Genomic DNA, 16,799 nt, shown 5'->3' on the forward strand with positions numbered 1-16,799 from the left:
TGGTGAATTGGCTTTTTTTTGAATTAACCGATGAAAGTCGCGTTACGCTTTCGCCGCACGCCAAGGATGCGGCGCGAAGGAGGAAAAGACAAGAAAAGAGTAAGAGTTGACAAGTTGTACGGGTAAGGTACACGGCCCGGCGCACCCTAGGAATATCGGTAGTGCGGATATCCGATAGCTGAGGCAGTCAATTAATCTGAATCGACAGCTAAAATAAAGGTATTAGTCAAAAACATCTATCGTATTATTTATCTATTTTGAACAACCTTGCTTGCCTGGAAATAGAAGTCGTTCAAACACTGCTAAGATTAGCAATGTTGCTGGGATTAACACTTTTGATCGCGTTTTTTGTGGCGGCAGAATTAGCATTAGTATCAGCCGATCGCCATCAAATCCGCCAACTCGCCCAGTTGCGCGATCGCCCAAACGCCAAAACTGCCGAACTCGTCCACCAAGCGCAGAACAACATACCGCATTACCTGTCGGTGACTCAAACAGGCACAACGGCAGGGAGCTTGCTGTTGGGTTGGTTGGGCGAGGGTGCGACTGTACACTGGATTGAGCCGTGGATCGACAAATTGCCGATCGGTCATTTAGCCGCCTGGGTGAACCCTCATTCGATCGCAATTCCCGCAGCATTTATATTAGTAACTTACGTCGAAATAGTATTAGGAGAACTAATCCCGAAAGTATTAGCAGCCCACGCCCCAGAACGCACCGCTTTGCTACTGATGCCAGCCATAGAAATCTGCTCAAAAATACTGTGGCCGCTCCTAGTAATTCTCAACGGTACTGTGTGGCTGCTGACAGGTTGGATTACCAGCAAAAAGTCGGAGCCCCTGCTGCCAACTTCCGAAGCCACTATCATTCAAAAAGATGCTCATTGAGCACTAATTTCCAGCATTTGGGAAGTAACAGCCCACATTCCGCACCCCAACTGTCACATAGGTGCAGTTAAGCTGTGTGACGGCAATATATGCCGTCACTCCCGCCAGACTTTTGAGCATATTTATACTCACAACAACTGTCAAAAGATTGGAATTAAAAACCGGGAGCAAAATTTGGGAAAAATACCATCGTTTTGATAACTGATACGGTATAAAATGTTAAATAAGCATGATGATGAAGAATTAGAAAAAAGTTTCTAAAAAAAGGCTTTTCCTTACTGGTGACGGCAAACTAATAATTAAAATCCCCAGGACAGTAAACATCTATTTTTGTAGTTGTTAAAAATTTTAAAGCCATATTCAGAATTTTTTATTAATTTAAGCTAATTGTTAATACCCTCAACAATACCACTTGTCGTCCTATTATCAAACTAAGCAATTATCTCCAGTAAAACCAATTGTTAATACTCTTCATACTCTCAGAAAAATAGTGTTGAGCTCTTTTATGTCAGATCCCAATTCTCAACAATCCCCTCAACCAATTTGTTTTTTCTATGTGAATGCAACAATTGTTCAAGATTTATTCATCGTTAAAATTGAGACAGTTCGTACCTAAAAATTAAGGAAAATTTCCCAAATAAAATTATCGCGCATTTTTCTCCCCCTGCACAATTACCTGTCAGCGAATATCTTCATAAAACAGTTTGAGATACTTCGCTGAAACCCCAAAACCCCACAAAAAACCGATCGCCAGATAGATGGCAGTTGCTTTAAGTTCGCCCCAATGCGCCACCCGCCGATCGCTACTTTCCACCACCCGATTTACTAACTTAAGTCTTCCCCGGCGCGCTAACTTCAAACACAAATCCGCTTCCTCCATAATTGGCAGCGCCGCATCGAAACCCGCGCCTTCCCAAAAAACTGTACGGCGGCAAAAAATAACCTGATCGCCAAACAACAAGCGCAATCCTTTAAAAAATAAATGAGGTCGAAATAACAGCGGCGCGTAGTAAGTTTTTAGATAATTGTGCAGCGAAAAACCCCATCTTGTTTGCTTCGAACCAGCCATCAGCGAGATAAACCCGCCTCCGACAATTTTAGCATCGGACAATGTTTTCTGGATGACTGCTACAATGTCATCAGGAACTAAAGTATCGGCGTGGAGAAAGCACAGAATTTCGCCGGTGGCGGTTTCTGCGCCTAGGTTCATTTGCGCGGAACGTCCGGCTATACTGCTAGAAATAACTTTGGTGATGGCCGAAAGTGCGATCGCCACTGTATCGTCTTGACTGCCGCCATCTACCACTAACACCTCCCAAGCCGGAGGATTGAGAATGCTGAGTTGGCGCAAAGTGCGTTCCAGACAAGTCGCTTCGTTGAGGGCGGGAATGATAATAGAAACGCGATTCATCTGGTTGAAATTCATGCCAAAAGTATTATACTAAAACATTGTGACGATTCGCAACAAAACAGAAGACCGGGCAGTTAAAACCAGGTCTATAGGAATCAAACCCTAGCATAGCGGGTTGAAGGCCGGGCGGTTAAAATTACGTTGTCTTGTTCAGTCTGCAGACGCAAACGAAAGTTTTTGTCAACCTGGTTTCAACCGCTGTCTGTATCTATATCTTCCACGAATTAGGACTAAAAAAATCGTGCCGACGAAAATAGAAGTAAAAAACGATCTAGAATTTTACGACGAAAATGCTGATAATTGGTGGGACGAAAATGCTAAAATCTATGCTCTCTACCATCTAAATAAACCCAGATTTGAGTTTTTTGACAGACACGCGACTAATTGGCAAGGGCTCAAAACCTTGGATGTCGGGTGTGGCGGCGGTTTTTCCTGCGAGTTTATGGCCGAGAGGGGCGCTGTGGTTTCTGGAATAGATCGATCGGACAAGTGCATCGTAGCAGCTCAAAATCATGCAGTTACCAGCGGTTTTGAGATTGACTACAGGCAAGGTTTTGCCGAAAATATGCCCTACGCGGACAATACCTTCGATGTCGTCATCTGCGTAGATGTTTTAGAACACGTTGCTGATTACAAAAAGGTTGTGTCAGAGGTTCACCGAATTCTCAAACCCGGAGGACTTTTCTTTTTTGATACCATCAACCGAACTTTTTCCTCGCAAGTTGTGATGATTGGGCTGATGGAAAATATTTTGCAAGAAATTAGGCGGGGGGTTCACGATTGGGAAAAGTTTATTACCCCGGAGGAACTGTCTGCGGTAATGCGAGATACTGGTTTTGGGAATATTGAAATTAAAGGTTTTGATATGTTTGGAGAAATGGGTTCTGTTTTAGCCCAGATGCACGGTTTTTGGGGGAATTTTACAAGTGGAAAGCAACTATTTCCTTCGGGGGAAGTTTTCAAACAAGCGGCTCAACTTTTAACAGTTAATTTCGCTAATTATATTGATTACAAAAAGTCTGGGTTGTTTAAAATCCAAATCAATGAGGATACGTCGATTATGTATGTGGGCGTAGGGGCCAAGAATAATTAGTCATCAGTCGGTAGGGGCGGTGGATGGTGCGTGCGGGCCCTCTTAGCTTAGCAGTCATCAGTTATCAGTCATCAGTTATTAGTTAGCTGCTAGTGATAACTGATGATTTTTTATAATTAACTGCAAATTATTGCCAAGTATTTGGCGAATGAAGTGCGATCGCCCCTCGCAGTCCGATCGCCCAAAAACACCGCCATATCTGAACTTTAGGCTGGAATCGCTGCCCGTGCATCTAGAGCAGCCAATCTTTGTAACAAATCTTAACATAAATCAATTGACAAATTATCTGAATTGCATGGTAGCTTATTGATTATTAATTGCAATAACTGCCGGAATTTAACAGTACCTGGAGGTCAATCACCGTGACAGCAGCAATAGTTTCCGCGTCAGCGTCGCGAATCAGCGACGGACAACCCGCCGATAGCCAGAAACTGATGAGTTTGGGTAAAAATTCTGAAATACCCGACCTCGATCGCTCCAAAGATATCACCCTAGCGGTTTTAGAAGGAGTGGGAACTCTCACGGTGGGCGATCGAACAGTCACTTTAAAGCCCGGAGTATTTGTGTTTGTACCCGCCGAGATCCCGCGCACTCTCAAAGTACAAACAATGCTGAACTTGTTACTAATTGACTGCGAACCAGACCCAGATTTGAGCGAATCAGCTTGGTTAATGAATTTTCAACTTTAACCAAATGAAAAAACATTGCCCTTGCTGCCTTGACTCTCTTATTTCTCAGGTTCGCCACAATCGCACCTACTGGTTTTGTCTCAATTGCAGGCAAGAAATGCCAATTTGTGAATCGAAAAGCAGAAATATCAAGCACTATCAAATTTCACATTCGGAGTAAAAATGTCAAAAGCAATTGGTCTGTTCTACGGAACTACTACTGGTAAAACTGAGTCGATCGCTGAAATGATCCGAGATGAATTTGGCGGCGATATCGTGACTCTTCACGAAATCGGTAGCATTGACAATGATGATTTTGCCGAGTACGAATGTCTGATTATCGCTTGTCCGACTTGGAATATCGGCGAACTGCAAAGCGACTGGGAAGGTTTTTTCCCCGAACTGGATGATATTGATTTTAGCGGCAAACAAGTAGCTTATTTGGGAACTGGCGACCAAGAAGGCTACCCGGATAATTTTATGGATGCAATGGGGATTTTGGCTGAAAAAATCTCCGAACAAGGCGGCGAAACAGTCGGTCTATGGCCCACAGACGGTTATGATTTTAATGAATCTAAAGCTGTAGTTAATGGCAAGTTTTTGGGTCTTGCTATTGATGAAGACAATCAATCGGATCTGACGGAAGCGCGAATTAAATCTTGGGTATCTCAACTCAAGAAAGAATTTAGCTTGTAGACTGTTAGGGTGTATTTTTCAACGAATTCTTTAGCTCCTGACCCCCCTAAATCCCCCTTAAGGAGAATTACTTTGAGGGGATTTTAGCCCCTTTTTTTTTGAGTCTGGGAGATAGAGGACGCAATAAAATACGCCCTAGCAGTCGAAGTAAGGTGCGCGGGCGCACCCTACATTTAAACGTTATGCTTAAGTAATAAATAACTCTATCTCCAACTGAAAATAGATGAAATTTAGTTCAGATGATGTGCTTTGGTTAAGTGTAAGTCCTAGTTTGCTATGCTTCGATCGCTCGCTGCTTTCTTATTTAAATGATTCTGTACCTGTGCAAGTATGGGAATACCAGCAAACTGAAGACGAAGGTTGCTCTTTGGATATGGCTGTTGAGCTTTTGCACGATTTTTTAACAATGCGCGATCGCCCAATTCATCTCATCGGCCACAGTACCAGCGGATTAGTCGGTTTAATGTATGCGCGCCGCTATCCTCACAAAGTTAGTTCTTTAGGACTTTTAGCTGTCGGTTTGCCATCTTCTGTTAATTGGCAAGCACATTACTATACGCATCTTGCAGGTTTTCCGTGGAGTAGCAAACAAGTTTTGACTCAAATGGTGGACGATATGCTGGGATGTCAAAATCAAAGTATCAGTCAAAAATTTATACCATATTTTGAGGATGACTTAGCCTGTTCTCCTTGTCCTCACTCCTTATTTAGGATGAATAATTCCCGCGATGAGGGTGTAGAAGTGCCTTTGTTGATATGCAGCAGCAAAACTGATTTTGTGGTATCTCCTATTGTGATGCGCCGCTGGTCAAATTTTCTTAAAAAAGGCGATCGCTTTTGGGAATGTCCAGACGGGCGGCATTTTTTCCATCACTTCTATCCAGAACAAGTCGGGGAAGAAATATTGAATTTTTGGCTATCTCTACACAGTCGCCAACCAGTTTTAGATTTGAAGTTCTAGAAGCTGGATCGCCACTATTGAAATCAATATTCAATAATCTTGGTGGTTGAAAGAAGTCTGCGAGCCTGAAGCCGAAAAACTCCTGCGCTGTTACTTCTTTATATAACCCATTTGACATCTTTTAGGCGACAAGCCTTTTAACCACGAGCCTAATAAAACAAAAATTCATCTTGGTAGTTGCATTAGCTAAAGTTCTCTCGAAGTTCTCGCTCAGAATTTTGCACTTCTCCGTCTAAGCATTTGACCGTTCAAGTATCCACCTTGCCCGAACCGGAAAAACTTCCTATTTTTCAAGCGTTTATTTTTATTGTTTTGAGGTCTTTTTTTGAGAGTTCAAAGTTGATTTTAGTCATAATTTGTGGATAAATTTTTGTTAATTCAATAGTCAAGGGTTCGGGATGATATCCGTTGTCCAGCAAAATAGTAATTTTGGGAATATTAACAGGTTTAGATTTGAAATAATCGATGTTTTTACTCAATATCTCAATCAAACCTGCATCCAGAAGATAAATTGGCTTTGGTGCAGTGAGTAAAGAAGGGAAACGATCGCGTATCAACAGCTAGATGCTTTTTAACACCATTGGCATATTTATAAAAACAATACCCTTTAGATGCAATACTAGCATTACAGGTATTTGTGACATCCTGTGAATTGATAATCCTCAACGTAGTCCATTTTGGTTTTTTTTACCTGTTCGCGGACTTGACAATGTAAGACTATCATCAGTTCTTCAAGCACTCCTTGCGATCGCCACTGTTTATAATACCAATATACGGTTGAGTAAGGAGGTAAGTATTTAGGTGAATTTTACCAATTGGCACCATTTTTAAGTTGATAGAAGATGCAATCTAAGATTTATCTTTTAGTCCATTTTGGCGGCCGAGTTGGCTTGTTAAGTGGCAATATTTGATGCAGTATGGTTCCTTTGAATTTCCCATTCACAGTCCGTGAGATTACTAGAATACTGCCTACGGCAAAGCGTGTATTTTTCTGGTAATTTTACCTTGAAACCCTCAGGGGGGGGACAACCAACTTGAAAACCTTCTCAAGCGCTCATTTAAACTGAACGACCTCAAAAAAGAGCTTTTGGGGGCGATCGACTGCTGTGAGGCGATCGTGAAAATATCTCAAATGGGTTCTATACTTGAGTGTTAGGGCGATCGCGGGAACACCGCCGCGACGAATTTACAATTTATCAAGAATTATGCCAGCAAGTTTTCTGCCAAAGTCGATCGCACAACTCACAGAATCTACCTCAATCGCCTTAGCCCAAAGCATTCAACAGTCAGCAATTACAACCCCGCTGAGCCCGCAGCCAATAGCCACCACTTACGTGCGTCAGGGCAGCGGCAACACCCCGATTTTGCTAATTCACGGCTTCGACAGTTCCGTATTTGAATTTCGCCGCCTGCTGCCGCTGCTTGCTGAAAAAAATGAAACTTGGGCGATCGATTTATTGGGTTTTGGCTTTACAGAAAGAGGGGCGGATTTGGCATTTAGCGCCATGGCAATTGGCACTCATCTTTACTCTTTTTGGAAATCGCTAATTTCGCAGCCTGTAATCTTAGTTGGCGCATCGATGGGAGGTGCTGCCGCAATTGATTTTACCCTCAATTATCCCGAAGCTGTCAAACAATTAGTGCTGATCGACAGTGCAGGTTTTGCCGTCACTTCTAACAAGGGAAAATTTCTCATTCCTCCTTTAGGATATTTGGCAACTTCATTTTTGCGAAACCCTAAAATCCGCCAAAAAATTAGCGTCAATGCTTATTTCGATCGAACTTTTGCTACGGTGGATGCTCAAACTTGCGCTGCTTTGCACTTAGAAACGCCTAACTGGAATCAAGCTTTAATTGCTTTTACCAAAAGCGGCGGTTACGGAGGTTTTGGGGGGAAACTCTCGCAAATTCAGCAGCAAACGCTGATTTTGTGGGGAAAACAAGACCGAATTTTGGGGACGGCGGATGCGGAAAAGCTTGAAAGTGCGATCGGCAATTCTCAATTAATTTGGATACCGGATTGCGGCCACGTTCCTCACCTAGAAAAACCGCAAATTACCGCTCAACATATCTTAGATTTCACAGCCAAAGCAGCAGGTTAGTAATTAGGACTTCAGTCCGCATCTGTTATCAGAGGACTGAAGTCCTTACTACTAACATTAAACTTTCGGTAAGTATTTTTGTACGATCGTCCATCCCGTGAGCAACACAGTCACAAATCCAGCACCTAAAAATATATTAGTGCCAATGTGGATGGGGCGCGCCCAAGGATGTTTAGGGCCAATTTGCAAACCACTCCCAACAGAAACCAACACCAAAGCCACCACAGCTAACCCGGCCGGTAAATGACCTGAGTGACCCAAATTTCCGTAGTATCCCAGCGTACCGACTACGCCAATTCCCAGCAGTAAAATTACCAAAGTCGCCATTCCCGTACCAGTCGCCAAATGAAAGGGACGCAGCCATTTTGGGCGCTGCTGTTTGGTACTGCGGGCGGCAAACATCCATGTTCCAGTAACCGCCAGCAACAGGTAAGCTAAGAGGGAAATACCCATTGACCAAGCCGCTATTTTCCACAACCACAAGAAAGAAGGCAGATTCATCCGTTGCATCCCTAATTAGGGATTTCCAAAAAAGGTTTCCTTCCGATTTTACTGGCATTTTCCAGCAAAAAATGCAGATTTTTGGCAGAAAGGGCGATCGGGCTATCCACAGCTTGCATCTTTCTTACAAACCCGAAGTCAAACGCTAAAGCTCATACTCAGCTTTATTGACGTTATTGATACCAATTTACCCAAAAATGCAACTACAGGCAAACTCCAAACTAATCTTCAGTAAATCATTCCCAATTCTTCAATCTAAAATGGTATGATTTGTCGATCCAGTTTTTAGGAGCATCCTTACAATTCTAGCTTCGTGTTTTTGCTGTCAATGAAAGAAAGGCATTTTATAAAACCCTAACTTTTGTTCGACTATTAATCGAAAAAAAGGCAGACCGTCTATCAAATATCTTTTCCACAACCTTCTCGGTTCGCTTAACAGTCGGTACGCCCATTCAATGCCAACTTCGCTCATCCATTTGGGCGATCTTGCTTTGCAACCAGCTTCAAAATCAATGGTTGCACCTACGGCCAAGAAAATTTTGATATGTGTAAATTTGCTCTGGTATTTAATCAACCACTTCTCTTGCTTCGGCGCTCCCACTCCTATGGCTAGAACTGTAGCTCCTGATTTATTGATCGCGTCAATTATTTTTTCGCACTCTTCTTCATTTTTTTCAAAGCCAAAAGAAGGAGAAAGTGCTTCAACCACTATTTCTCTACCAATTTTTTGATTAATTTTTTCCTGGGCTTTTTTCGCAATACCGACCGCCGCTCCGAGCAAAAATATTTTCGTGTTCTCGTTATCCTTGTGATACATATAAAATGCAGGAAACAAGTCAGAACCTGAAATTTTTTCTTTGATTGGAGTACCCAAGAATTTTGAGGCATACATCAATATTTGACTGTCGCAGACTCGATAACTAGATTGATTGTAAGCTTCATAGAAATCGCGATCGTACTGCAACTTAATCAAGTGGTCTACGTTGGGTGTAAATACGACACCGCCTTCGCTGTCGAGTTTTTCAAACAATTCTGTTATTGACAGGTTATCTATGGAGACATTCAATACATTAACGGTTTTCATTGGTTATTCCCTTTCACCCTTTATATTAAACGGCAACTCAAACTCTAACCCACACGGCAACCTCGTATTTTCACTTTTTGGGCGCGGGGGGTGAATATACTTTATTCAGTATATGCCCGTATACCTTACCTGTCTAGTAATAAATTTTAAAGATTGTGTAAAGAATCACCTATTTTTAGCGAAAAGTGTATCAAGCCATTTTTTTTGTTTACAATTCGCAGCACAATTTTCTGAACAAGACTATCTCGTGCGAATAGTTAAAATATTGTAAATTAATGGTGAGCAATTGAGCAAGAGAGCGCAACTCCCGAACTAGGTTTGGGGCAAAGGAGGTAGGTTTTTTAGTTTGTGTATTCAGCGAATGCCAGATATATTTAAGCTGTGAGTGCGATCGGCTCGCATTCCTAAAAATCATCCTGATTTGTGGTGAACCAGCGACTTTCTTCTGGGCGGGGACATGGTTTTCTTGGTCTTAAGACTTTCTGGAGCTTTTAAAACCAGACCCGATAGTCCTCCAGCAATGAGCGCAAAAATTGGGTTAACCATGGCGTTCAAAACACAGTCAAACACGTACATAGTTAAAGACACTGCCAAGACCGCAGCGGGCGCTACTTTGGGATGAGCCCAGGTTCGGGCGGGATACTTGGACACGCAAAAGACGACTACAGGAAGCAACAAAGAAGAAAATAAACTAGCTAAACCGACTGCACCGTTGACCCCAAAAGCAATAATCCATAAACTGTCGGTCACCGAGATATCTTTACCGTACTCGTTGTACACGCGGTTTCCACCCGAATCTCCCCAACCAAAAAGAAATGCTTGCCGTGCTTTTGCCCCCAATATTTCTTCCATGTCAAATCTAAACTTTAGAGAAGCGGCTCGTTCTTCGCCAAATATTTGAGTCATGAAGTCAATCACGTCGTGACTCGAAAATTGACCCGCTGCTGCTACGTACAGATAAAATACTATATATCCAATTATGAATAACAGGGGCAAAGAGGTGCGAAACTGCTTCGCTGAAAATAATACGATTAACGCGAACGCAAATAAACTGTAAGCGCCAGTAGAACGGCACAGGAAAAAAGCAATAGTTAATACAATTACTAGAGTCTTGATGTTGCGGCCCTGAAACTTTTTCAGCGTCCCAGTTTGCCAAAGCCAAACTCCGATTAAGGCGGCTGTCATCATCCAGACGCCCACCATCAAACCGTGCTGCATAAATACTACCGGTCTCCACCCCCCCAAACGCCTTGCTTGACCCCAGTCCTCAAAGGCATTGACACCGTAAACCATTTGGTGCAGAATTGGGCCTTTAACTCCTTCAATTAAAGTAAAAGGAATGTAGGCCAACCCACCGGCAAACATGCCGATCGCCAGTTGTCGCAGCCCGTCTAAACTACCGAAATACAATCGTCCTACAAAATAAGGCAGACCCCAAGCAATGATTTGGGTGAAAGTCGGAGAAATCGGGCTGCCGCCATTAGTAACTTGTGAAACAATGGGACACAAACACCAAATTACTATTGGTACGTCTAACCAACCGGGCTTAAAAGTGGTAATGCGCGAAGTATCGTAGACCAGAGTAGCCAGCAAAATCGCGTAGCAAGATGCCGAAACTTTGTCATAAGGTGGCAACAGGGGGATGGGATAAGAAGCTTGTGGCAAAAATAGCCACGCTACAATAAAACTGATAATTACCGCCCGGTGAGGCGGAAACCTCACAAACAGATAAAAAACGATCGGAAGCCAGCCGAACAGAGCAATTGGGATTAATGCAACCATAGTTTTTTTTTGCAGTAAAATTGCAGAAAGAGAACTCAATTTGCCCGATCGAAGTTCTCGATTAAACGATCGCCCAACCCCGAGCTTTTAAATCCACCTCAATTTTACGCATTCTTCGTTAATTGTGGCTGACCTTCCAGAGCAGTGTCCAGTGCAGCCTAGAATAGGTCGGTCGCATCCTTCCAAGTATAATTGATCACCGTTTCCAAAGCAGTCTCGGACATTACCCGCCATTCGGCATCAGATAACTGACAAATTTGCTCGATCGCCTTTGCCATATCCTTTGCCATATCCTCTGGGTCTTCTGGCTTGACCAGGATTCCGCCCCCGCCAGCCAGCAATTCCCGAGCTGCACCAACGGTCGTACCGATGACTGGAGTACCTACCGCAAGCCATCCCTTCTAAAATTGGCAAACCGAAGCCTTCGGAGCTGCTGGAAAACAGCCAAGCATCCCATTTGCTATAAAATTCTTTGAGTTGGTCTTGTCTAGGTTCTTTATTATACCCAGTACCAGGTGGCAGCGGCAAATACGCCACAGGATATTCCCCTCATCCCACCCGTAAGACCGAGGGTAGGAAAGACAAAAGTAATTTTCATAACTATAGAACCCATTTGACATCTATTCCAGACTTATTACCACAACTAGGTTTGGACCGAATCAGTATAATCCTAGATTTAGGCTAGAATAGTTGCCCTGTAAGGATTTTACAAAAGATGTCAAATGGGTTCTATAATAAAAAAAATGCTTTTTGCAAAACACAGATGCTCCCAAAATGCTTTTTGCAAAACACAGATACTCCTGCGGACAAGTCTGCGGTAGGGCAGTACGAATTTGGAACTTTAAATCGCTTACTCGCAAAGAAATTATGTCAGATGATGGGAGGAGATATTCGAGAGAGCGAGTTGGGTAAAATGTCAAATTTCACTGTATAATTACCAGCGCTTATCGCTAAACAATTAGCTAATTAAAAAGAATTTGCCAAGCAATAATTGCTAGTGCTAAATCGGCGATCGCGTGGCTGATATAACTAGACCAAAGCGAACGATAAGTCAGATAACACTGCGACCAAATTATTCCGGCGGCGAAGACAGCTAATGAGCCTAAAATCACACCGTGCCAATCGCTGTAGGCTGCGATTACAAAAATGTGGTGGAGGGTGAAAAATAGTGCACTGAGAAATATTGCTTTTTTTCCAGGTATCAGAATCTGGCATTTGTTGCAGACAAACCACCGCCAAGTAAATTCTTCAATCAGTGAGTTAACTAGCACAAAATATGCTTCAATCATCAAGTAAATATTAGGGCTGCTAATACCCAATTCCTGCGCTTTTTTTTTGGCAGTTACAGGATCTATCCAGTGCTGACCGAAAAGGCTGTAGATACCCACAATCACCGCAAACATGAATATTCCCCAAATAGCTCCAGACAGCAATTCTAGGCGCTTGGGGAGGGAGAAACGCAGGTTAACGCGATCGACAAAAACAGACCACGCGATCGGAAAAACCAGCAACCAAACTTGACACAAAACTGACAGTGTTTGTCCCCAGCTTCCGCCAATATACAATGCTGTTACTGCACCAATACTGGCGGCAGGGACAAGCAATGTGAGAGCTAAGAGTGCTGTTTTGCGATCGCCATTATCCAGCATTTTTTACGCGACATTTGAAAAATTGTATTGAGATCGAAGGTAAAAGCTTGGCTGCTGCAGACAGGAGAGTTTTGTGCCGCTTATCAAAGTGGCGTGCCTTTTCAGTTGCAACAAAATGTTCATGTAAGAACAATTCGATCGCCTCTTTGCATTTGCGGCTCAAAATACCATAATATAATCTAATCCCTAATAGCTGTGTATTTTGGCCCAATGACGATCGCCATTGACTTTGGAACTAGCAACACCGTCGTCGCTCGCTGGAATCAGGCCATCCAGCAGCCAGAAACTTTGAAATTACCGGGATTGTCGGCAATTTCGGCTCAAAACCCGCCCCTAATTCCCAGTTTGCTTTACGTTGAGGACGCTGCTCAAAATAAAATAATACTCGGTCAACAAGTCCGCGACAGAGGTCTCGATCTGAGTGGAGATTCTCGGTTTTTCCGCAATTTCAAGCGAGGAATTGGCACTTCTGTTCAGGGTTTTGTGCCGGAACTAGACGGGCAAATTGTGGATTTTGAACGAGTAGGTGAGTGGTATTTGAGCAAAATTGTTAACTCAATTCGCGAACTGCCCTTGCCGGTAGATTCTTTAATTTTTACAGTGCCTGTAGATAGTTTTGAAGCTTACCGCCATTGGTTGGGTAAAGTGTCTGAATCTCTGCAAGTAGAACAGGTGCGGATGTTGGACGAACCGACGGCGGCTGCTTTGGGCTACGGTTTAGCCGATCGCGAAATTCTCTTAGTCATTGATTTCGGCGGCGGAACTCTCGACCTTTCTTTAGTACGCCTCGACATTTCGGCTGGCAAAAAGCCCTTGGGTTTTCTGCTCAAATGGGGCGAAAAATTATTAGCTGAATCTTCGGCACAAAAGGTAAAAGTTGCTCGGGTTTTGGCTAAAGCCGGACAAAATTTGGGCGGTTCTGATATTGATAATTGGCTGGTTGACTATTTTGTCAAAACAAAAGGGCTGGCCAAATCTCCGATTACAACGAGATTGGCAGAACGGTTAAAGATTCAGTTATCTTTGGTAAATCAGGCGGTTGAAGTTTATTTTGATGATGAAAATTTTGAGAGTTACGAATTAGAATTAGACCGATCGCGCTTTGAATCTATCCTCGCCGAACATCAGTTTTTTGACAACCTCGACGAGTGCATGAATCAAGTATTGCAGCAAGCGCGCCGCCAAGGCTTAGAAATTGACGACATCGATGCAGTTTTGCTCGTTGGCGGTACGGTTCAAATTCCCGCCGTAAAGCGTTGGGTTGAGCAATATTTCGAGCCGGCAAAGATTCGGTGCGACAAACCCTTTGAGGCGATCGCCCAAGGTGCTCTGCAACTGAGTCAAGGCATAGAAATCAAAGATTTTCTCTATCACAGTTACGGAATTCGCTACTGGAACCGCCGCGAAAATTGCCACAGTTGGCACAGTTTAATCAAATCCGGCCAGTCTTATCCGATGAGCGAACCCGTAGAATTAGTCTTGGGAGCTTCTTTAGAAAATCAGCCGAGTATTGAATTAATTATCGGTGAATTGGGAGCGGAAACTGGCGGCACGGAGATATATTTTGACGGCGACAGGCTGATTACTCGCCAAATCGCGGGCCAAACCTCGGTACAGCCGCTAAATGACAAAGACGGAGCTCGCAGTATCGCGCAATTGACACCGCCTGGGTATCCGGGGGGCGATCGCATCAAAATCTTCTTCCGCGTTGACGAACAGCGATTTTTACGCATTACCGTGGAAGATTTGCTGACAAATCAAACGTTGTTGGAGGATAAACCCGTGGTGCAGCTAAGTTAAGCATTCCTGAACGCATAGGAGCTCAGAAACCGGGTTTTTGACCGAATCTGCGGGCTGTAACGCAGTATTTCGCAAAAAAACCCGGTTTCTAACTACCGGTGCATCCGATCGAAGAAACCGGGTTTTTGACCGAATCTGCCGGCTGTAACGCAGTATTTCGGTCAAAAACCCGGTTTCTAACTACCGGTGCATAAGTTCTAGTAATGTTCGACTATGCCCGATGCCCGATGCCCAATTCCCAATGCCCGATGCCCGATGCCCAATTCCCAATGCCCTAAACCTAAGATTTGTGCACCACCACCGGTGTCCCCACCGAGGCCCAATTGAACAGCCATTTAGCGTGATTTACAGCTACATTCGTGCAGCCGTGAGTGACGGGATTGCCAAACAAATTGTGCCAGTAAGCGCCGTGAATTGCCATTCCTCCGTCGTAATACATTGTATAGGGAACGTCGGGCACATCGTAGTCCGGCCCAGTCATTCTGGCAACGCGGTATTTGGTTTGAACGGCAAAGGTTCCCGTGCGGGTGGGAGTCGATGATTTGCCGCTGGAAATAGTCACCGCATAAACTGGTTTGTTTCCTTCCCAAGCTGTTAATCTTTGTCTTGACAAATCAATTTCAATCCAGCGCTGACTGGACTGCTGCAACTGCATAATTCTATTGGCAATTTTGTTGTGCTGCGAGCCGGCAATTGCAGGATTTTGCCCGCCACAAAATGCAGCAACTGTGAGGGCGCAGCCGGCACAGAAAATGCCGGCGCGGCGAAAGTAAGTTGAGTTGATAATGCTGTTCATTCCTCACACCCAAAACGATTTTAGACTTGAAATTTTAGATTTTAGATTAGCTTGTACTACTTTAGATTGTAGATTATAGATTTTAGATTGGGAAAGAGGGCTTAACAAGTTGTTAACTTTTCGGTAAGAGTTCGGGCAATTTGGACGATCGCCCGCCAATCTCCATTTTCCACTAAGTGTTTGGGAAATAAGTCTCCCGCCAAACCAACGGCGATCGCCCCTGCGTCAATAAATACCTTCGCATTTTCCACTGTCACCCCGCCCGTGGGAATCAAAGGAATGTTCCCCAGAGGGCCTTGCAGGCTTTTCAGGTAAGCTGCACCTCCCAAACCGGATATCGGAAACACTTTAACGCAGGTAGCGCCTGCTTGCCACGCTGTCACGATTTCCGTGGGAGAAAAAGCACCGGGGACGATCGGCACTCCGGCATCAACTGCTGTTTTAATCATAGCTACATCTGTGTGCGGAGTAAACAAAAATTGAGCGCCGCAATCTATGGCTTGCTGCAACTGTTTTAAGTTTAATAAAGTGCCGGTACCAATACTAAAAGTAGGGAATTCGGAGCGGAGTTCGGCAATTAATTCAGCAGCTTTGTGAGTGTTCCAAGTAATTTCAATAAACAAAAATCCGCCTGCTGCTACCGCCGATGCCATCTGCCAAGCGAGTTCCTTTTCCGAAGAACGGATCACGGCGATGGCGCGGTGTTTTTTGAGTAGTGTCAACCAAGATTCATTATTCATACAATTTTAGATTTTAGATTGGTAACTATAAATTATAATTAGCCTAACAAAATTAATTACACTACGCTCTGTTGCTAAGTCTTGCTAAGTCTTGCTAAGTAAAGATTTTAGACAACGTTTTGTGTAATTAATTTTGTCGAACTACTTAGTGATGGAACAGGTGCGGATCTATGAGATAGTTGCTCTTGGTTTGAGGATAGTGGGTGTATATTCACCCTAGCGGTAGCTTGTGCCGTCCGAACGATCGCAATTTGTACAACCTAGCTTTACCCGTTATAATGAGCAACAACTTTAGTGACTTTTCCTCTTGAACCAACTTCCATAAACTCACCTGTTTTCGTGCCTTTTTGATTGATGTAGTAAAGGACAACACTGGAAACTCCCCACATCACATCCAGTAGCTCAAACTTGAGATCGGGATAAACTTCCAGCCCCTTTTTGAAGTAGTTTCCTAGGGCTTCTTTGCCTGTAACTGTCCCAGATGGTTCGTTTAGCAGCTTTGCTGCGACAGGCGAGATCAGAATTACATCTTCTGCGTAATGGGACATGATGCGATCGAGGTTATGACTGTTCCAAGCTTCTATCCAATCACGCGCCAGTTCACTTGCTGTATCTGCTGTGAATATCAT

The 16,799-nt window shown here is 43.7% G+C and carries 16 protein-coding genes and 1 pseudogene; 7 read left to right on the plus strand and 10 right to left on the minus strand.

The window, feature by feature from the left end; all coding sequences use genetic code 11:
* The first annotated feature begins 314 nt into the window (after positions 1-314).
* Positions 315-887, plus strand: a complete 573-nt coding sequence (locus tag AACV78_RS04215) for a CNNM domain-containing protein (RefSeq protein WP_228042070.1) — start codon at positions 315-317, stop codon at positions 885-887.
* A 679-nt stretch (positions 888-1,566) separates the two neighbouring features.
* Here AACV78_RS04215 and AACV78_RS04220 read toward each other — a convergent pair.
* Positions 1,567-2,298, minus strand: a complete 732-nt coding sequence (locus AACV78_RS04220) for a TIGR04283 family arsenosugar biosynthesis glycosyltransferase (protein WP_194008200.1) — start codon at positions 2,296-2,298, stop codon at positions 1,567-1,569.
* A 241-nt stretch (positions 2,299-2,539) separates the two neighbouring features.
* Here AACV78_RS04220 and ubiG point away from each other — a divergent pair, with 241 nt between their 5' ends.
* The 5 genes from ubiG to AACV78_RS04245 all read left to right on the plus strand — a co-directional run bounded on the left by ubiG (position 2,540) and on the right by AACV78_RS04245 (position 7,818).
* Entirely contained in the window at positions 2,540-3,391 is an 852-nt protein-coding gene (gene ubiG, locus AACV78_RS04225; protein ID WP_339383459.1) for a bifunctional 2-polyprenyl-6-hydroxyphenol methylase/3-demethylubiquinol 3-O-methyltransferase UbiG, read from the plus strand.
* 362 nt (positions 3,392-3,753) lie between these two features.
* Positions 3,754-4,080, plus strand: a complete 327-nt coding sequence (locus AACV78_RS04230; RefSeq protein WP_194008199.1) for a cupin domain-containing protein — start codon at positions 3,754-3,756, stop codon at positions 4,078-4,080.
* Between the two features lie 162 nt (positions 4,081-4,242).
* Positions 4,243-4,755: a flavodoxin FldA gene (gene fldA / locus AACV78_RS04235; protein WP_194008198.1), complete on the plus strand. Its 513-nt coding sequence runs from the start codon at positions 4,243-4,245 to the stop codon at positions 4,753-4,755.
* A gap of 223 nt (positions 4,756-4,978) precedes the next feature.
* Positions 4,979-5,716 (plus strand): alpha/beta fold hydrolase, encoded by a 738-nt coding sequence (locus AACV78_RS04240; protein ID WP_194008197.1) that lies wholly within the window; start codon positions 4,979-4,981, stop codon positions 5,714-5,716.
* Between the two features lie 1,205 nt (positions 5,717-6,921).
* Positions 6,922-7,818, plus strand: a complete 897-nt coding sequence (locus tag AACV78_RS04245; protein WP_194008196.1) for an alpha/beta fold hydrolase — start codon at positions 6,922-6,924, stop codon at positions 7,816-7,818.
* 57 nt (positions 7,819-7,875) lie between these two features.
* Here the strand turns inward: AACV78_RS04245 and AACV78_RS04250 are convergent, their stop codons facing one another.
* The 6 genes and pseudogenes from AACV78_RS04250 to AACV78_RS04275 form a co-directional block, all read right to left on the minus strand.
* Positions 7,876-8,319, minus strand: a complete 444-nt coding sequence (locus AACV78_RS04250; protein ID WP_194008195.1) for a DUF4079 domain-containing protein — start codon at positions 8,317-8,319, stop codon at positions 7,876-7,878.
* 325 nt (positions 8,320-8,644) lie between these two features.
* Positions 8,645-9,403: a WecB/TagA/CpsF family glycosyltransferase gene (locus AACV78_RS04255; RefSeq protein ID WP_194008194.1), complete on the minus strand. Its 759-nt coding sequence runs from the start codon at positions 9,401-9,403 to the stop codon at positions 8,645-8,647.
* A 411-nt stretch (positions 9,404-9,814) separates the two neighbouring features.
* Positions 9,815-11,185: an O-antigen ligase domain-containing protein gene (locus AACV78_RS04260; protein ID WP_194008193.1), complete on the minus strand. Its 1,371-nt coding sequence runs from the start codon at positions 11,183-11,185 to the stop codon at positions 9,815-9,817.
* Between the two features lie 158 nt (positions 11,186-11,343).
* On the minus strand, positions 11,344-11,526 hold the full coding sequence (locus AACV78_RS04265; protein ID WP_228042072.1) for a hypothetical protein: 183 nt from the start codon (positions 11,524-11,526) through the stop codon (positions 11,344-11,346).
* Positions 11,527-11,617: 91 nt separating this feature from the next.
* Positions 11,618-11,722, minus strand: a pseudogene (locus AACV78_RS04270) (hypothetical protein); the annotation flags it as partial.
* 425 nt (positions 11,723-12,147) lie between these two features.
* On the minus strand, positions 12,148-12,834 hold the full coding sequence (locus AACV78_RS04275) for a CPBP family intramembrane glutamic endopeptidase (RefSeq protein WP_194008192.1): 687 nt from the start codon (positions 12,832-12,834) through the stop codon (positions 12,148-12,150).
* 210 nt (positions 12,835-13,044) lie between these two features.
* On the opposite strand from AACV78_RS04275, the gene AACV78_RS04280 reads away from it, so the two are divergent.
* Entirely contained in the window at positions 13,045-14,634 is a 1,590-nt protein-coding gene (locus AACV78_RS04280; RefSeq protein WP_194008245.1) for an Hsp70 family protein, read from the plus strand.
* Positions 14,635-14,914: 280 nt separating this feature from the next.
* Here AACV78_RS04280 and AACV78_RS04285 read toward each other — a convergent pair whose 3' ends face one another.
* From AACV78_RS04285 to AACV78_RS04295, 3 genes are all read right to left on the minus strand, one after another.
* Positions 14,915-15,430 (minus strand): L,D-transpeptidase, encoded by a 516-nt coding sequence (locus tag AACV78_RS04285; RefSeq protein ID WP_194008191.1) that lies wholly within the window; start codon positions 15,428-15,430, stop codon positions 14,915-14,917.
* A gap of 101 nt (positions 15,431-15,531) precedes the next feature.
* On the minus strand, positions 15,532-16,170 hold the full coding sequence (locus AACV78_RS04290; RefSeq protein ID WP_194008190.1) for a bifunctional 4-hydroxy-2-oxoglutarate aldolase/2-dehydro-3-deoxy-phosphogluconate aldolase: 639 nt from the start codon (positions 16,168-16,170) through the stop codon (positions 15,532-15,534).
* Between the two features lie 266 nt (positions 16,171-16,436).
* On the minus strand, positions 16,437-16,799 hold the full coding sequence (locus tag AACV78_RS04295) for a nuclear transport factor 2 family protein (protein ID WP_194008189.1): 363 nt from the start codon (positions 16,797-16,799) through the stop codon (positions 16,437-16,439).

This window comes from Tychonema sp. LEGE 07196 (assembly GCF_963890365.1).
Taxonomy (GTDB): domain Bacteria; phylum Cyanobacteriota; class Cyanobacteriia; order Cyanobacteriales; family Microcoleaceae; genus Microcoleus.

Excerpts from the sequence above, each read along its gene's own strand:
- AACV78_RS04280 (WP_194008245.1), top strand. The coding sequence starts at position 13,045 with ATGACGATCGCCATTGACTTTGGAACTAGCAACACCGTCGTCGCTCGC.
- AACV78_RS04275 (WP_194008192.1), bottom strand. The coding sequence starts at position 12,834 with ATGCTGGATAATGGCGATCGCAAAACAGCACTCTTAGCTCTCACATTG.
- AACV78_RS04295 (WP_194008189.1), bottom strand. The coding sequence starts at position 16,799 with ATGATATTCACAGCAGATACAGCAAGTGAACTGGCGCGTGATTGGATA.
- fldA (WP_194008198.1), top strand. The coding sequence starts at position 4,243 with ATGTCAAAAGCAATTGGTCTGTTCTACGGAACTACTACTGGTAAAACT.
- AACV78_RS04250 (WP_194008195.1), bottom strand. The coding sequence starts at position 8,319 with ATGAATCTGCCTTCTTTCTTGTGGTTGTGGAAAATAGCGGCTTGGTCA.
- AACV78_RS04285 (WP_194008191.1), bottom strand. The coding sequence starts at position 15,430 with ATGAACAGCATTATCAACTCAACTTACTTTCGCCGCGCCGGCATTTTC.
- AACV78_RS04260 (WP_194008193.1), bottom strand. The coding sequence starts at position 11,185 with ATGGTTGCATTAATCCCAATTGCTCTGTTCGGCTGGCTTCCGATCGTT.
- AACV78_RS04215 (WP_228042070.1), top strand. The coding sequence starts at position 315 with ATGTTGCTGGGATTAACACTTTTGATCGCGTTTTTTGTGGCGGCAGAA.
- AACV78_RS04220 (WP_194008200.1), bottom strand. The coding sequence starts at position 2,298 with ATGAATCGCGTTTCTATTATCATTCCCGCCCTCAACGAAGCGACTTGT.
- AACV78_RS04255 (WP_194008194.1), bottom strand. The coding sequence starts at position 9,403 with ATGAAAACCGTTAATGTATTGAATGTCTCCATAGATAACCTGTCAATA.
- AACV78_RS04240 (WP_194008197.1), top strand. The coding sequence starts at position 4,979 with ATGAAATTTAGTTCAGATGATGTGCTTTGGTTAAGTGTAAGTCCTAGT.
- AACV78_RS04290 (WP_194008190.1), bottom strand. The coding sequence starts at position 16,170 with ATGAATAATGAATCTTGGTTGACACTACTCAAAAAACACCGCGCCATC.
- AACV78_RS04245 (WP_194008196.1), top strand. The coding sequence starts at position 6,922 with ATGCCAGCAAGTTTTCTGCCAAAGTCGATCGCACAACTCACAGAATCT.